General features: G+C 46.9%; 15 protein-coding genes. 11 read left to right on the forward strand and 4 right to left on the reverse strand.

Annotated elements, in window-relative coordinates; translation table 11 throughout:
- Positions 1-229 precede the first annotated feature (229 nt).
- The 4 genes from NAF29_RS02155 (at position 230) to NAF29_RS02170 (ending at position 4616) form a co-directional block, all read left to right on the forward strand.
- Entirely contained in the window at positions 230-892 is a 663-nt protein-coding gene (locus tag NAF29_RS02155; RefSeq protein WP_251259836.1) for a tetratricopeptide repeat protein, read from the forward strand.
- 112 nt (positions 893-1004) lie between these two features.
- The gene (gene rnr, locus NAF29_RS02160) at positions 1005-3467 is read left to right on the forward strand and encodes a ribonuclease R (RefSeq protein ID WP_251259837.1); all 2463 of its coding nucleotides are present in this window, start codon (positions 1005-1007) and stop codon (positions 3465-3467) included.
- Between the two features lie 6 nt (positions 3468-3473).
- Entirely contained in the window at positions 3474-4217 is a 744-nt protein-coding gene (gene rlmB, locus NAF29_RS02165; RefSeq protein ID WP_251259838.1) for a 23S rRNA (guanosine(2251)-2'-O)-methyltransferase RlmB, read from the forward strand.
- Positions 4218-4220: 3 nt separating this feature from the next.
- Positions 4221-4616, forward strand: a complete 396-nt coding sequence (locus NAF29_RS02170; RefSeq protein ID WP_251259839.1) for a DUF2750 domain-containing protein — start codon at positions 4221-4223, stop codon at positions 4614-4616.
- Between the two features lie 148 nt (positions 4617-4764).
- On the opposite strand, the gene NAF29_RS02175 is transcribed toward NAF29_RS02170, so the two are convergent.
- Together NAF29_RS02175 and NAF29_RS02180 are read right to left on the reverse strand one after the other, a co-directional pair.
- Positions 4765-7098, reverse strand: coding sequence for a beta-galactosidase (locus NAF29_RS02175; RefSeq protein ID WP_251259840.1), 2334 nt, complete (start codon positions 7096-7098; stop codon positions 4765-4767).
- Between the two features lie 152 nt (positions 7099-7250).
- Entirely contained in the window at positions 7251-8507 is a 1257-nt protein-coding gene (locus NAF29_RS02180; RefSeq protein ID WP_251259841.1) for a serine hydrolase domain-containing protein, read from the reverse strand.
- 328 nt (positions 8508-8835) lie between these two features.
- On the opposite strand from NAF29_RS02180, the gene rpsF reads away from it, so the two are divergent.
- From rpsF to NAF29_RS02215, 7 genes are all read left to right on the forward strand, one after another.
- Positions 8836-9273, forward strand: coding sequence for a 30S ribosomal protein S6 (gene rpsF, locus NAF29_RS02185; protein ID WP_251259842.1), 438 nt, complete (start codon positions 8836-8838; stop codon positions 9271-9273).
- On the forward strand, positions 9273-9581 hold the full coding sequence (gene priB, locus NAF29_RS02190) for a primosomal replication protein N (RefSeq protein WP_251259843.1): 309 nt from the start codon (positions 9273-9275) through the stop codon (positions 9579-9581). Before rpsF ends, priB begins: the two co-directional genes overlap by 1 nt.
- An 11-nt stretch (positions 9582-9592) precedes the next feature.
- Complete coding sequence (gene rpsR / locus NAF29_RS02195) at positions 9593-9820, forward strand: 30S ribosomal protein S18 (RefSeq protein WP_251259844.1); 228 nt, start codon at positions 9593-9595, stop codon at positions 9818-9820.
- Between the two features lie 25 nt (positions 9821-9845).
- The gene (gene rplI, locus NAF29_RS02200; RefSeq protein WP_251259845.1) at positions 9846-10298 is read left to right on the forward strand and encodes a 50S ribosomal protein L9; all 453 of its coding nucleotides are present in this window, start codon (positions 9846-9848) and stop codon (positions 10296-10298) included.
- A gap of 258 nt (positions 10299-10556) precedes the next feature.
- Positions 10557-11219: a YitT family protein gene (locus NAF29_RS02205; protein ID WP_251259846.1), complete on the forward strand. Its 663-nt coding sequence runs from the start codon at positions 10557-10559 to the stop codon at positions 11217-11219.
- 135 nt (positions 11220-11354) lie between these two features.
- Positions 11355-12494 (forward strand): chromate efflux transporter, encoded by a 1140-nt coding sequence (gene chrA / locus NAF29_RS02210; RefSeq protein WP_251259847.1) that lies wholly within the window; start codon positions 11355-11357, stop codon positions 12492-12494.
- Positions 12495-12581: 87 nt separating this feature from the next.
- Complete coding sequence (locus NAF29_RS02215; protein WP_251259848.1) at positions 12582-13106, forward strand: lipocalin family protein; 525 nt, start codon at positions 12582-12584, stop codon at positions 13104-13106.
- A 93-nt stretch (positions 13107-13199) separates the two neighbouring features.
- Here NAF29_RS02215 and NAF29_RS02220 read toward each other — a convergent pair whose 3' ends face one another.
- Complete coding sequence (locus NAF29_RS02220; RefSeq protein ID WP_251259849.1) at positions 13200-13985, reverse strand: Rho-binding antiterminator; 786 nt, start codon at positions 13983-13985, stop codon at positions 13200-13202.
- Positions 13986-14088: 103 nt separating this feature from the next.
- Positions 14089-15318, reverse strand: coding sequence for a XylR family transcriptional regulator (locus NAF29_RS02225; protein ID WP_251259850.1), 1230 nt, complete (start codon positions 15316-15318; stop codon positions 14089-14091).
- Between the last annotated feature and the right edge of the window lie 144 nt (positions 15319-15462).

Raw genomic sequence — 15462 nt, forward strand, 5'->3', positions numbered from 1 at the left:
CGCTTAGTGTTCAGACATGGGAACGCGCCGTGCCGGGGCTCAATCTAGCTTACTATCGTGAGTTAATCATCGACTTATCTTTAACATCATCCGGAAAAACATCCTGAGATGTTTGCATTAGGTATTGTTTCAATTAACGGGAGGTATGAATATGGCATTTCTCCTTCCTTGATTCTGATGAAATCCAATACAGGCTCAAGAAAAATACGTTGATGCCGATATAATGACTATGAGTGACTTACAGCCATCATTTTGTGCCATGAAAAATATCAATTACACGTTAAAACTACTGCTCTTCAGTGCCGTGCTACTAAGCGCTGCTGCAAGTGCGGAAACGTTAACGGCTGTGCAAATCTATAGCCAAGACGAATTGCTCAATCTAATTGGTAAAAACAAGCATCTGCAACGCGTGAAAGCGGATGATTGCCAACTGGTGGAAGACATTAAAGCGCGTTCTGAAAAAATGAAGGTGCCAGCCTACCAATTCTTATATGGCGACATGTTGCTGTACGGCGTGTGTGTTGATAAAAACGTAAACCTTGGTATGGACTTTATACACCAGTCTGCAAATCAAGGCCTGCCCGATGCGTTAGAGCAATTGGGGCGTTACTATAATGAAGGGCGCTTTGTGCGCAAAGATAAAAACCGTGCAACAGAGTATTTTTACGCGGCGTCGTCGGTTGGCCACTTACGCGCTCAAATGCAATTGATCGAGCTGTATAATGCCGGCTATGGCGCCCCTCATGACTACTACTATGCCTATCATTGGCTACATAACGCGATTATTGAACAGGGCAAAGATCAACAAAAAGCAGAGCAATTACTAGCACAGCTTTCTAAAAAAATGCCCGAAACTGTCGTGACCCAAGCCAAACAACCACTGGAGCGCTAATCGCTCCATTATTTCCCGCTTAACTTGAACTGAGCCGACGATGTAAAAATAACCGCAGCTTAATAGGTGCTTGCGGTATACTAGGAGCGTATCTCCATTTAGAAGAAACCGTGTGACCAAGAAAAAACCGTATAAAGATCCCCATCAGGAGCGCGAATCGCGCAATTACGACCGTCCCATTGCCAGTCGTGAATTGATTCTTGAGCTCTTGCAGGAGCAAGAAAGCCCCATTAATCGTGAACAAATCCGAGTGCTACTTCAACTTGAAGATGAAGAGCAGCAGGAGGCATTACGTCGCCGTTTGCGCGCAATGGAACGAGATGGTCAGTTAGTCTTCACTCGCGCGCAATGCTATGCATTACCAGAGCGCATGGGAGTGGTGACAGGCAAGGTAATTGGTCACAGAGATGGGCATGGCTTTGTGAAATTAGACGAGGGCGGCAGCGACATGTTCCTACCGCCGCGCCAAATGTTATCTGTAATGCATGGCGACAGCGTCCTTGTATTGCCTGTTCGAGAAGACCGCAAAGGCCGAAAAGAAGCGCGTATCGTGCGTGTGTTAGACGAAACACCGCGTAGCATTGTTGGGCGTTTCTTTGTGGAAAAAGGCAATTGTTTTGTGGTGCCCGATGACAATCGGTTAAACCAAGACATTGTGATCCCCAAAGAAAATACGATGGGAGCGCGTCAAGGCAATGTGGTGGTGATTGATTTAATTCAACGCCCTAATGCTCGCCAAAATGCGCTGGGTAAAATCACCGAAATTTTAGGTGAACACATGGCGCCGGGAATGGAAATTAAAACCGCCATTCGTCGTCACGAGATCCCGCATAAATGGCCCAACGCCGTCACTAAGTCGGTCAAGCACATTCCTGAATTAGTGCCTGAAAAAGATAAGGAAGGCAATGGCCGTGTTGATTTGCGGCACTTGCCCTTAGTCACCATTGACGGTGAGGATGCGCGTGACTTTGATGATGCTGTGTATTGCGAAACCAAACCGTCCGGTGGTTGGCGTTTGTGGGTTGCTATTGCTGATGTGAGTTACTACGTTCGTCCCGGTACAGCGCTGGACGACGAAGCCGTTGAACGTGCAACATCGGTTTACTTCCCGCAACAAGTGATTCCAATGTTGCCTGAGGAGTTGTCGAACGGATTGTGTTCTTTGAATCCTGAAGTCGATCGTTTATGTATGGTGTGTGAAATGACAGTGAGCGCAAAAGGCGCATTGTCAGGTTACAAATTCTATCCTGCTGTGATGGAGTCCAAGGCGCGCTTAACCTACAACAAAGTGGCTGCGATTCTGGATGGTGACTCAACTCTAATCGAACGTTATAAGCCGCTTGTGGGTCACTTACAGCAACTGCACAATTTATATGATGCACTCAATGTTGCCCGTATCGAACGCGGAGCGTTGGGGTTAGAGACGCTTGAAACGCGTTTTATTTTCAATGCGTTCCGAAAAATCGATAATATTGTGCCTGTGACACGCAACGTCGCCCATAAAATCATTGAAGAATGCATGATTTTAGCGAACGTTTCTGCGGCTAAATATGTTGAAAAGCATAAGGCCGAAGCGTTATTCCGAGTGCACGATACGCCCGGTGAAGAGCGCCTTGTGACCTTTAGAAACTTTCTAAGTGAGCTTGGGCTTCACTTGGGAGGTGCGATGGACCCGAGCCCGAAAGATTACTCCGACGTGTTAAAACGCACGGCAGATCGACCCGATGCTGAACTCATTCAAACCATGTTGTTGCGCTCCATGCGACAAGCGGTTTATGACGCTGAAAATATTGGCCACTTTGGTTTAGCATTGAAGTCATACGCGCATTTCACGTCGCCTATTCGTCGTTACCCCGACTTATTGCTTCATCGCACCATTAAATATTTAATTGCGAAAGAGCATGGTGAAGTGCCCGATCGTTGGACACCCATTGGTGGTTATCATTATTTTGCAGAGGACATGGACTACTTTGGTCCGCACTGTTCAAAAGCAGAACGCCGCGCCGATGAGGCAACGCGAGACGTTGATAGTTGGCTGAAATGCGAATACATGCAAGATCATGTGGGCGACGAATTTGAAGGTGTGATCGCCTCGGTAACTAGTTTTGGCTTCTTCGTGCGGTTAAACGAGTTGCATGTGGACGGCTTGGTACACATCAGTAATTTGCAAAATGATTACTATCAATTTGATGGCGCGCGTCAGCGCTTGGTAGGAAATGCCAGTGGCAAAACCTATCGCATTGGTGACCCTGTTGAAGTGAAAGTTGCAGCTGTTAACTTAGACGACAAAATGATCGACTTCATGTTGGCTGGGCAGATGAAAGGCACTGGCAAACCTCGCCGTGGGAAGTCAAATAGCAGTAAAAGTGGCAAGGCGTCAAAAGGTAAGAAATCATCTTCTGCCAACGCTAAAAGTGGTGTGTGGAAAGATACTGGAATTTCCAAGCCAAAAGCGGGTTCCGCGCGCGCGGCTGTTTCTGCAGCTGGGGCTGAACTCGCGAGTAAGAAGAAAAAGCCTAAATTTAAAGGCAAAAAAAAATCCGCAGCAGGCGGCAAGAAAAAAGTGAAGAAATAAAAGGTCATGAGCCAAATAGAATCAGTATTCGGAATCCATTCAGTCACCGCCTTAGTGCAAAATACGCCAGAGCGTGTGGTTGAGTTATGGTGTTTAAAAGGCCGCGAAGATGCCGCGTTCAATGCCATTATCAAACGTGCAAGAGAGTACGGTGTTAGTGTTCAATTTGTGGCCCGAAAAACGCTTGATAACAGCGCCAAAGGCGAAAATCATCAGGGTGTTTTAGCACGTGTTAAAGCAGCTAAGGTCAAAACTGAAGCCGATCTCGATGACATTTTAGAGAAAAAACATCAACCGTTCTTTTTGATTTTAGACGGTGTCACCGACCCGCATAACCTAGGGGCATGTTTGCGCAACGCAGATGGTGCTGGAGTGGATGCGGTGATTGTACCGAAGGATAAGTCGGCCAGTTTAAACCCGACCGTCCGTAAAGTTGCCAGCGGAGCTGCTGAAACCATGCCTCTCATTCAAGTAACTAACTTGGCTCGAACCATGCGTTTTTTGCAGGAGCACCATGTATGGTTAGTGGGCACAGCCGGAGAAACCGACCAAAGCCTATTCGATACTCAATTTAAAGGCGGTATCGCAATTGTGATGGGTGCAGAAGGTAAGGGCATGCGCCGCCTCACACGCGAGCATTGTGATGAGTTAGTGAAATTACCGATGGCAGGTTCCGTCAGTAGTTTGAATGTGTCGGTTGCCACCGGCATTTGTTTATATGAAGTTGTTAGACAGCGCCAAGGGGCCTAAAACATGTCAGATTATTCAGCAGAAAAAATTCAGGGTTGGGCTCAGCTTGATGACGAACCGCGCTTTGAAGCCTTTTTAGGGCTTGTTGTGAAGCACAAAGAAGTATGGGCGTTGTCAGATGACGAAGGTTGTTTGATGGTCGCTATGGAAGATGAAAACTGTTTGCCACTGTGGCCACTTGAGATTTATGCACAGCAAGCCGTGGCCGAAGAATGGGAAGGTTTTTCACCTTTGAAAATCACTCTTGATAACTTCTACGAAAATTGGGCGCCGGGCATGTCGGGTGATGAAATAGCAGCAGCTGTCTTTCCGAACGACGAAGGTAGTTGCACTGTGCTTGATTCAGAAGAATTGGCAGTGACTCTCAAGTTGCAAGCCAAGAAAGCACCGATTGCATAATCGAGCCTAGCTCGAATACAAAAAAGCGCCGTAGGGCGCTTTTTTTAGGTCTGGATTTTAACCTAGGCTTTGGCATATCAAAGCCATAAAAAAGGGTGAATCACTCAGTGATTCACCCTTTGTTTAGGATTCAAGCGTCTCTAAAGAGTTATTTAGAATAACGGCGCTTGTATAAGTTAGTGTTTACTTCTTTGGCTGCTTCAACCATTGGGCGATACGGAGTATCTGTCACAGAGATAAAGCCAACATTGTAGTTTTCACCATCGTACGCACGGCCTGTGATAGGTGAGTCAATGTACTGGAACCAATGCGCACCCACAAAGTAAGGGTTGTCGACCACTGAGTTCATGTAATCAACAAACATCCGGCCTCTGTCTTCTTGGTCTGATGCGTGAATAAGACCCGGGTGATACAAACCACTATCGCTTGCGCCGACGTGGAATTCGCCAATGATGCTTGGCATATCGATCTCTTCCAAGAACTTCCAAGAGCTTGGGTGTAGGCCTTCTTTGTATGCGTTGTAACTGACAACGTCCACATATTCAGCAGAAGCTTTTACCACTTCAATTGGCATGCCCCAGTCAGGGAAACGAGCCCCTAAGTAAAGGTGATTTGGCATGTGCTTTTCAAGAGAAGCCTCAACAACGCTAAAGTACTTACCCGCATAGGCGCCTAAAAGGACTCCGTAGTCAGCAACTTGGGCTTTGTTGTTGATGGTTGAATCAACGTGTGTGTTGAAGTCGTCCCACGACTTAGATTGTGTACCCCAAACCTTGTTGAGCGCATCAATCGTGCCGTATTTATCCTTCATGATTTGGGTAAATGCGGCTTTGGTTGGGACGTCTTTGCCGTCACGCTTTAACGTGTGAATCACAATACCGTAGTGTGCTTCGTCGTTTTCACTGCGACCAAAGCTCTTTTCGTTATCGATGAAGACACCCACACACCAAGGGCTATTGTTCACTTCAGCAGCAACGGTACGTGCAGTAAAGTCTGCGCGTTCAGCAAATTTTGGATCGTAGACGTCTGGTAATGCACCCCAGAAATCGTTACCACTTGAAACGGTTTTGAAATCGCCGATGACCCAACCGTTGGCAAAATAAGGCACTTGGTCGTTGTCGTAGAAGCGAGGATCTGTCCAGTTTCCTAGTGACGTAAAGCCCCAGTTTTTCATGCGCTTGACGGTAATGTCTTCCCAAGCTTGCATGTAGTCTGCGCCGTTGTCGCCGTATTTACGATCGAGGTTGGCCGAATAGAAGCTGTAGGTTTCACCTCGCTGTAGAGGGCCTGAGTGAGCGCTTTTACGGTAACCATAGTGTTGACCCATGCGCGAGTCGTACGCAGGTAACTCTTGGAACAAGTCTTTCCGCAGTTCAGATGTGACTTCACGAGTAGAAACCAAGGAGTCGTCAACACGGTTCAAACCTTGTGAATCTTCAGGTGTAGGGTCGTCAATGGAGCGCTGAGTCATTTTGGCATGGTTGAAGTCATAGCCTGTCATTGTTGTTGAGTTGGCAAGACGAATAATGTCTAAGCCTGTGGCAATATAAATATGACCATCGGGATCAACCAGAGACCATTTACCATCCACTTTTTCAGTGCGGAAATAACCCGTAGCTTTTAGTTTTGGACCATCTTTCCAGCCGCCCCACTTAGAACGATCACTCAGCAATTTGTTGTCTAAGCTTTTCGCTTCTTCGTCGCGTTGTGCTGCAAAGTCACTTTCTTTATGAATTTTGCCTTCGAAATCTACCGTTGAGTTCTGACCGAACTTATCGACAATATGTGTAAGGTAGCGTTCGTTGAATTCAGGATTGTGGCGTAATCGAATATTGCTAATCACAATCTCTTTGTCATGCATTGCGCTTTGCACGCTCAATCCGATTTTCGTAATGCCGGACAAGTTGAGGTTCTTTTTGCCCCACATTGAGATGAACTGAATATCGTCAGATTCCCATGTGTCAGGGTTGGAACGAAGGCCTGAGTTAAAATTGAGTTCAACCGAAGGGTCAGCATCCATAGATACTAAGTCGTGGCCTGCCATCTTCGCGTAATATACTTTTTTGCCGCCAACGGGAATACTCACAGTACGTGTGTAGTTACCGCCGTCAACATCAGAAATATCTAAGTAAACTTGAACCGAATGCTCGCCTGGGTTGGCGATGTCCATGGCTAAGTTGAAGTCTTGGTATTCACTCCAGTTCCAAGGTGTTTCTGGGCTAAAGACAATAGAAGAGTAAGAATGCTGCTTTGATTGAAAATCAACCTGAAGACCTGTTTCGCCCGTTGTATTCAACTTGAGGGACGCATTGAACGGCTTCACGACGTTGCGATCGATTGAGGTATTAAGAGGAAGTAAAGTTGTGATTGTGCCAGAAGCTGCTGCAACTTGTTCTGTGGCAGTGCTCTCGGTGCCAGATTGACACCCCACTACAGACACTAAAAACAAGCTGGAGATGGCATATAAATAGTTGTTTTTCATTGTGTTACCGTTGATTTATCACCAGTGTGTAAACGCAGCTAAGAGTATACAGACTAAATTGCACAATGAAAATTGTTAACAATATTTGGTTGTCGTTAATGTTAAGGAGTCCACAAAAGACTAGTACAAACGTGAGATTTTGCGGTAGTTGGTTAGAAATTTGCGCTGTCGTGCGGTTGTGCCATGTTGTGAGGAATGAGTGCCGATACGGGGTCAGGACGCTCCCTATTCGCGTGCCGCTCTATGGTCATCGCGACTCGACTTTGCTGGGTCACCATTTTCCAAAAATGGGTACTCACAAAATTAATGGCATGAGACTCTGCATTCAACAGCACTGCAATGCCAATTTGACGTTCAGGCGAGTAGGCGACGTCGGCACGGTAGCCGGCTACCCAGCCACCGTGATATACCAGAGGCTCATCATTGAATTGATACAGGCGCCAACCTAAACCATATTCTGCTTTCGACAAATATTTGCGCCATTGTTTGCGTCGTAAATCTTTACGTGTGCCTGCACGAGCTGTCGTCATCGTCTTTACAACACTTGGCGCAATCACTTCAGGAAAGTGACCTAGCTGTGCCATCAGCCATTGTCCCATGTCGGATGCGCTTGCGTTTACACCCGCAGCCGCTGGGTAGTTGTAGTAGGCTTGCTTGGGAGATTTTGGATACCAACCGCGTTTTAGTTTTAAGTGGCCGGTTGCATGATTGGGGTTACTCATAAAGGCGTCTAAACCAACACTTGCATCGCCCATGCCTAGGGGATCAAAAATCGATTGCTGCATGAGTGCTTCGTAAGAAATTTCGTGGCCGTGCTCGATCACCTGTTCAATCATGCTGTAAAGCACATTTTGGTATGCGTAACATTTACCAGGTTTACACATGGGTTGGAGCTTTTTAAATTGCGGCAGGATTTTTGGAAGTTTCCGATTCGCTTCAATCAGGTTGTCGTAGGCGTTTGGCACAACACCTGCGGTATGACTGAGTAAGTGCTCAACTTTTAAATGCTGTTTGTGGCTTTGATCCGCAAAGTCTAATTCTGGCACGTATAGCATCACCGGGTCTTGCCAGTTAAATGTACCGCGTTGTTCTTCGATCGTTGCTAGGCTCGCGGCAAATGTTTTAGAAACAGAGGCGAGGCGGAAGGTTGTGTGAGCATTGACCTTCGCAGCGCTTTTTTGTTTGCGCACACCGTAAGGCCGAATTTTAACAATTTGGTCGCCATGCACAATGACGTAAGCGGCGCCTGGCACTTTGTGCTCACGCATTTTCTTCACAAAGTAGCGATCAAACTCTGAGACTAACGTATTGAGGGATTTATTTTGCGTCGTCGCAGCCTCTGCGGGAAACATCATCGAAATTGCCGCGAGTAGGCCGGCTACGATGGTTAGAACTGCGATTAAAGGCATGATTGCTCGTACATAAGTGAATGTGCTACTCAAATTATTGTGAAGTTGGCTGAGTATAGGGTACCAAATCACTTATAGGTTAAGCGAGCAGTGTATGAAGGCCAAATGCGCAAGCTTGTTTGGGAATTGAAATTAGCCCTTGTATTTGAAACCGTTCATTTGCCTTTAGGCCTGAAAATACGCGGGCTGCGATCTTTCTGCTTTAGTTGCGCTTCGTGCTTGCTTTCTATACAATGCGTCGCCTTAAATCAGTCATTCTAATTAGTTCCTTGCTTCTTTGTGGTGTTGACTGAGCCACTGTGAAGCTAATAATCCGTAAGGAGCGACGATGCGTCATTACGAAATCGTATTTATGGTCCATCCAGACCAAAGCGAACAGGTTCCAGGTATGATCGAACGTTATACCGGCCTGATCGAAGCAGACGGTGGTAAAGTTAACCGTCTGGAAGACTGGGGTCGCCGTCAATTGGCATACCCAATTAACAAGCTGCACAAAGCGCACTATGTGTTGTTGAATGTTGAAGCAAACCAAGCCGTCATCGACGAGCTTGAAACTGGCTTCCGCTACAACGATGCGGTATTGCGTAACGCTATTATGCGTACGAAAGGCGCAGTTACTGAGCCTTCTCCTATGGCGAAAGCCAAAGAAGAGCGTGCTGCTCGCGAAGAACGTGCTCCGCGCGAAGATCGCCAGCCACGTGAAGAGCGTCAACCTGAACAAGTCGAAGCAGCAGCTGATGCTACTGAGGCAAGTGCAGACGAATAATGACTGCTAATTGTTTGGTTTTAAGTGGCGTAGTTAGTCGCGAGCCCAAACATAGTGTCAGTCCCGCAGGCGTTCCACATTGCCACTTTGCTTTAGACCACGAGTCTGAGCAAGAGGAAGCCGGTCATCTTCGTCGAGCTTGGTGCCGATTAGAAGTGGTCGCTAGTGGATTCGAACTGCAGACGCAAACAGCGTCTTTGACTACGGCAATGCAATTGAGGGTGAGTGGATTTATCTGCTACCGGAAAACTGCTAACGGTTTAGGTACCGTGGTATTGCATGCCAAAAGCATTGAACAGATTAAATAGGAGATAGCCTCATGGCTCGTTTTTTCCGTCGTCGTAAATTTTGCCGCTTCACAGCGGATGGCGTGACCGAAATTGATTACAAAGATATAGTTACTTTAAAAGGCTATGTCACTGAAAGTGGTAAAATCGTACCAAGCCGTATCACTGGTACAAGTGCTAAGTATCAACGTCAGTTAGCTCGTGCAATTAAGCGCGCTCGCTACTTGGCATTGTTGCCTTACACAGATAACCATAAATAAGCCCACCCAATTAGGAGATTAAACCATGCAAGTTATTCTGCTTGATAAAATCGCTAACCTTGGTGGTCTGGGCGATGAAGTAACCGTTAAATCTGGTTACGCACGTAACTACTTATTGCCTTTAGGCAAAGCAGTAGTTGCTAACAAAGACAACGTTGCTTTGTTTGAGTCACGTCGTGCTGAATTAGAAGCGAAACTAGCTGACGAGTTAGCTGCTTCTGAAGCACATGGCGCAAAACTCAGCGAACTGGAAACAGTTGTTATCAGCTCTAAAGCTGGTGATGAAGGTAAGTTGTTCGGTTCTATCGGTACTCGCGACATCGCTGATGCAATTACTGCTGCAGGCGTTAAAGTGGCGAAAAGCGAAGTTCGCTTGCCATTGGGTACTTTGCGTAACGTTGGCGAATATGCCATCGATATTCAGCTTCATTCAGACGTAACAATAGCTGTTAACGTTTCAATTATTGCTGAAGATTAATAATCAGTACTGCTGATTTCGAGCGTTAAAAACACCGCCAACTGGCGGTGTTTTTTTATGTCAGAAATACGCAGACTTGCGGACGGAGTGACTGTCAATACCTTGGTACAGTGCCTTTTCTTCTGTAAAGATTTTGTGACGAACTGCGTTACGATTCTCGCCTCAGCACACCTCTAATCAATCATCTCAGGGCATAGGCAATTGCGCCTGAGCCATCTAAAATTCGGCTCAATTCAATTTCTATGAGCTCACGTTGTTATGAAACAAGTTGCACTCCAATGGTATGCGCAAGTAGAGGGCTGCTTCTTAGTGTCTCTCGGTATTTGTTTTCTCGCCGCGAGTGGCTTATTGGTAGGGGGCACGGCTGGGTTTGCATTTATTGCCCACAAGTTCATGCCTGTATCATTTGGCTTTTGGTTTTTTATCATTAATCTGCCGTTCTTCTATTTGGCGATTCGTCAGATGGGCAAAGCCTTTGCGGTTCGCAGCCTTATTTGTATCGTTGCGGTATCGCTGATGTCGGATGTACTGAATTACTACGTTAGTTTTGATGCACTACCGCCCTTGCTAGGCGCTGTGATTGCCGGTGGTTTAATTGGTATTGGCTTGATTTTGTTGTTCCGCTATCGCTCGTCGTTGGGCGGGGTCAATATTCTTGGATTGTATCTCGAAGAACGTTTTAATATTCATTCGGGCAAGGTGCTACTGGCGTCTGACGTGTTAGTCGCTTGCTGTGCTTTGACCCTGTATGAAATCGACAAAGTCGCTTACTCATTATTGGGTTTTGTGGTGTTGAGCTCTGTCTTAGGTCGCTACCACAAGAAAGCTCCGATTCAGCAACAGGCTAATAAAGCGAAAAAATCTGACGCCCAACACGCGAGCGTGTCACCTGTGTCTGAAACAGCAATCACCGATTCATAAGCAAGTTTGGCCGTCACGGCCTGAGTAAAGACTGAATAAAGCCTAAATCAATTGTACTCGAGCCAAATCGAGGTTTGCTTGATACATGAAGGCCTTGCCATAATAGCCACACGATTGTTCAAGCAACTTGATGTCATGTGGCAAATTTTTAAGAATTTCTTTTCCTTAGGTTGGGTTAGTTTTGGTGGCCCGGCGGCTCACCTTGGTTACTTTCAGCGTCACTTCGTGACAAAATTGGGTTGGCTTGACCAAGCTCGTTATGCGCAACTAGTTGCATTGAGTCAATTTTTGCCCGGCCCTGGCTCTTCTCAAGTCGGCTTTGCTATCGGCTATCAACGCGCGGGACTATTGGGCGGGCTTACTGCATTTATCGCGTTTACCTTGCCCTCTTTTGCCATCATGGTTGCGATTGCAGCACTGAACGTTGGGCTCACTGACAACGCTTGGTATCAAGGCGTGATACATGGTCTCAAATTGTTTGCGGTGGTGGTGGTGGCTGATGCGGTGCTCACCATGGCAGGGCAATTTTGGAAACAAAGATTTGGCCTGATCGTGGGCACGACTACCGCGGTGATCATGCTTGTCAGTCCCGGCATCGAAACTCAATTGTTGGTCTTGGTTGCCGCTGCTCTTGTTGGCTTTCAGCAGCCAGTATCATCGTCGGTAGAGTCGACGACTGCCTCTGCATCACCTCAGTGGTGGGCGCTTATCCTTTTCACTGTATTGTTTATTGGCCTGCCTTGGATTTCAGATAGCAACCATTGGTTAGGGATCTTTGGCGAGTTTTATCAAGCCGGCAGCTTAGTGTTTGGTGGCGGGCATGTGGTGCTGCCTTTACTGCAAGAAGGCTTGGCCGACCAAGTCACCTCAGATACCTTTCTATTAGGTTATGCGAGCGCACAAGCTGTGCCCGGGCCAATGTTTACCATCGCTACTTTTTTGGGGTATGAGCTGGGCGCCGATCTTCCAATTGTAGGGGCTTTAGTTGCGACGCTGGCTATTTTCTTACCGGGCTTTTTACTAATGATCGGGCTTATTCACTATTGGCAAGCACTCGCATCTCGCCCCCGTTTAGCTGGAACTATTGCTGCGGTAAACGCAGCCGTTGTGGGACTATTATTAAGTGCTTGGTATGCCCCTGTTTTTGTCAGTTCGGTGTTTGAAGCGCAAGATTTTGCGGTGGCCATTATTGGTTTTGTGTTGCTACGACAGCTAAAAGTGTCTGTGCTTTGGTTGGTGCCCGGTTTTGCCTTGTTGGGCGCGGCTGTTGGATAACGTCTCAATTATATAACGAAGCAAATCCATTTGCAGTTGAAGCGCGTTTAACCTGAATTAAGTCATGAATGAAATGGAATACATAAAATGAAATTACGTGTGATCATGCTGTTGTGTGGGCTGTTGGGCGCGGGTTGTACTGGAATTCCTCAAAACGTAGAGCCTATTAAAAACTTTGAACTTGAGCGCTATTTGGGACAGTGGCACGAAATTGCAAGGCTTGATCACTCATTTGAACGGGGGCTTGAACAAGTCACCGCCGAATACAGTATGAGAGACGATGGTGGGGTGAAGGTGATTAATCGCGGATATTCCATCGAGGAGAAACAATTCGAACAAGCAGAAGGCAAAGCCTATTTTGTGGAGTCTGCTGATGTTGGATATCTAAAAGTGTCTTTCTTTGGACCATTTTATGGTAGTTACGTGATCGCCGCGTTAGATGAAGATTACCGGTATGCGTTGGTGGTTGGGCCGAATACGGATTACCTTTGGATTCTTGCTCGAGAACCGGAACTTGATCTGGCCATTGTTAACACGCTGGTAGCAAAAGCGAAAGATTTTGGGGTTGATACAGAGGCTTTAATTTTCCCAAAAACATTGCAGATCCCTTAATTGAAAAGACGTTCCTGAATGATAAAAAAGGCCAAGTCGATGACCGGCCTTTTGCTGCTTTATCACGCCTAAATAGCGGATTTGACCTGAGAATTATGGCTGAAATGGTGTCCGAAGTCGGAAGTCCATTAGCGTGCCTGAATTGATATTAATGTCTTCTTTGCCGACTAAGATAGAAGCACCTGCCCCTACTTTAGCGCCGGTCTTCGCACCGTCACTACCATCGATTAGGCCGCCAATAGCTGCAGCGCCAGCAGTACGCTTAACAAGGCCGCCTGTTGCGCTAGGGCCTGCTGCATTCCACGTTTCGGTGACCACAGCTTTCATTTGGTTATTGACCATGATTTCTGTCAGCTCCAACGTAAGAGCGGGTTTTCCGGTTAAGCGCCCAGAGCGTTTAGCTTGGTGAATACGGCCGTAGATTTGACTGCCACGTTTGGCCACGACCTTACCGTCACTCGCCACCAAATCGGATTCGAGTACACCACTAAAGCGTTCTCCACTGTTATTACTTCGTGTAGAGATACCCTGACCCAATCGAATCGTAATGCTCGTGCCTGATGAGACGATTGATGGTGGAGGCGGTGCTTTGGCGACTGGCTTTGGCTCTGGTGCGGGAGCGGCCTTCACCGGCTCTTTTGCAGGAGTTGCTGGTGCGGGAGCTGCGGTGGCTGCACCCATGGTCATCCCAGCAATTTGATCAAGAGGAATTGTGGTATTGAATCCGCCTACATTCAGTACCAATGACGTGTCGTCACGTGAGACAAAGTCACCTTCAATGACGCGGCCATCTTTGAGCGTAACGGTGTCTGCAAACGCAGTTAGTGTGAACAATGAAGTCACAACAATAATCACAAAGGATCGGATTGGTGTAAGCATGGGCCCTCCAGCAGTGCTTAACAAATAAACGATTGATAAGCATGCTAGTCGGGGATTGCCCAACAATCAAAAAAGTTAGGCTTATTGTCAGCTTAGGTTCAGATTATTCAGAGTTGTCGTCAGAAAAGTCGAATTCTTCGTGGGTATCATCTGGATCGTCCGAACCGTCACTTAAATTATTCCGATATTCCTTGGGGGTCTGACCAAGGTCTTTCTTAAACACTGCGTACATGTATTGCAGTGACGGATAGCCACATAAAGTCGCGATTTCCATCGTTGGAAGTTCTGAATTTCGAAGCAATTGTTTGGCGCGTTCTAACTTGGTTTCATGAATTTCTGTATGGATTGAGTGTTCGCGCTCTTCGCGGAATCTTTTTTCTAAATTCGAGCGAGAAATCCCCACAAAATCGAGCACTTGATCGACTTTAATACCTTTACAAGCGTTATGGCGAATGAAGTGCATGGCTTGAATGACATAGGCATCACGCAGCGCGCGATAATCCGTGGATTGTCGTTCTACAACGCCTTGCGGTGGAACCAATACACGCTGATTGCGAATGGGTTTTGCACTTAACTTGTTGTGCAATAGCTTCGCCGCCTCGTAGCCCATGCGTTTACAGCCTTGATTCACTGAGCTTAAAGGAACACGGGTGAGGAAACGGGCCAAATCTTCGTTATCGATACCGATCACTGAGATTTTATCAGGTACGATAATGCCTAATCGTTCGCATACTTGAAGCAAGTGACGTGCGCGCGCATCGGTCACCCCAATAATTCCGGTTGGATGAGGAAGTCGTTGCAACCAATCCGACAGCCGATTCATGGCATAACGCCAATTTTCAGGGGTGGTTAACGTTCCGCGATAAATATCACCTTGGTAGCCATCTGCTGAGACCAGATCTTTAAATGCAAGCTCACGCTCTCGTGCCCAGCGCATTTGTGGCAAATCGGGAAGGCCGTAAAAGGCAAAGTTCTCCAAGCCCTTTTCACGCAAGTGCTGATAGGCCGCACTCACCAGCGCAGCGTTATCAGTGGCTACGTACGGGCCGTCTGGGTATTCACTTTTGTTGTGGTAAGAACCGCCTACGCCAACGACTGGGATACCGAGACCGCGAGTTGCTTCAACAATTTCAGGGTCATCAAAGTCGGCGATAATGCCGTCACCCATCCAATCTTTAATATCAGCAATGCGGCACCTGAAGTCGTCTTCGAAGAAGATGTCCCAGTCGCACTGTGATGCTTGTAAATACTCTCCGATGCCTTCAATGACTTGTCGGTCGTAGACCTTATTTGCATTAAAAAGCAGCGTAATACCATAGCGTTTAGAAAACACGGACTACCCTCGTTGTCTTCCCGAGCCCTTCGCGACACAGTATGTTAACGCGAACAATAAGATGAAAGCTATTGTAGCTCAGTGTGTGAAGCAATTCACAATGAACAAAAACAAGAATGGTGACTGACAAATTTCGTCATTGAT

Source organism: Echinimonas agarilytica (assembly GCF_023703465.1).
In the GTDB taxonomy this organism is placed as follows: domain Bacteria; phylum Pseudomonadota; class Gammaproteobacteria; order Enterobacterales; family Neiellaceae; genus Echinimonas; species Echinimonas agarilytica.

Bases quoted from the DNA above. Each gene is read 5' to 3' on its own strand.
- NAF29_RS02155 (WP_251259836.1), top strand. From the start codon at position 230: ATGAGTGACTTACAGCCATCATTTTGTGCCATGAAAAATATCAATTAC.
- rlmB (WP_251259838.1), top strand. From the start codon at position 3,474: ATGAGCCAAATAGAATCAGTATTCGGAATCCATTCAGTCACCGCCTTA.
- NAF29_RS02170 (WP_251259839.1), top strand. From the start codon at position 4,221: ATGTCAGATTATTCAGCAGAAAAAATTCAGGGTTGGGCTCAGCTTGAT.
- NAF29_RS02175 (WP_251259840.1), bottom strand. From the start codon at position 7,098: ATGAAAAACAACTATTTATATGCCATCTCCAGCTTGTTTTTAGTGTCT.
- NAF29_RS02180 (WP_251259841.1), bottom strand. From the start codon at position 8,507: ATGCCTTTAATCGCAGTTCTAACCATCGTAGCCGGCCTACTCGCGGCA.
- rpsF (WP_251259842.1), top strand. From the start codon at position 8,836: ATGCGTCATTACGAAATCGTATTTATGGTCCATCCAGACCAAAGCGAA.
- priB (WP_251259843.1), top strand. From the start codon at position 9,273: ATGACTGCTAATTGTTTGGTTTTAAGTGGCGTAGTTAGTCGCGAGCCC.
- rpsR (WP_251259844.1), top strand. From the start codon at position 9,593: ATGGCTCGTTTTTTCCGTCGTCGTAAATTTTGCCGCTTCACAGCGGAT.
- rplI (WP_251259845.1), top strand. From the start codon at position 9,846: ATGCAAGTTATTCTGCTTGATAAAATCGCTAACCTTGGTGGTCTGGGC.
- NAF29_RS02205 (WP_251259846.1), top strand. From the start codon at position 10,557: ATGAAACAAGTTGCACTCCAATGGTATGCGCAAGTAGAGGGCTGCTTC.
- chrA (WP_251259847.1), top strand. From the start codon at position 11,355: ATGTGGCAAATTTTTAAGAATTTCTTTTCCTTAGGTTGGGTTAGTTTT.
- NAF29_RS02215 (WP_251259848.1), top strand. From the start codon at position 12,582: ATGAAATTACGTGTGATCATGCTGTTGTGTGGGCTGTTGGGCGCGGGT.
- NAF29_RS02220 (WP_251259849.1), bottom strand. From the start codon at position 13,985: ATGCTTACACCAATCCGATCCTTTGTGATTATTGTTGTGACTTCATTG.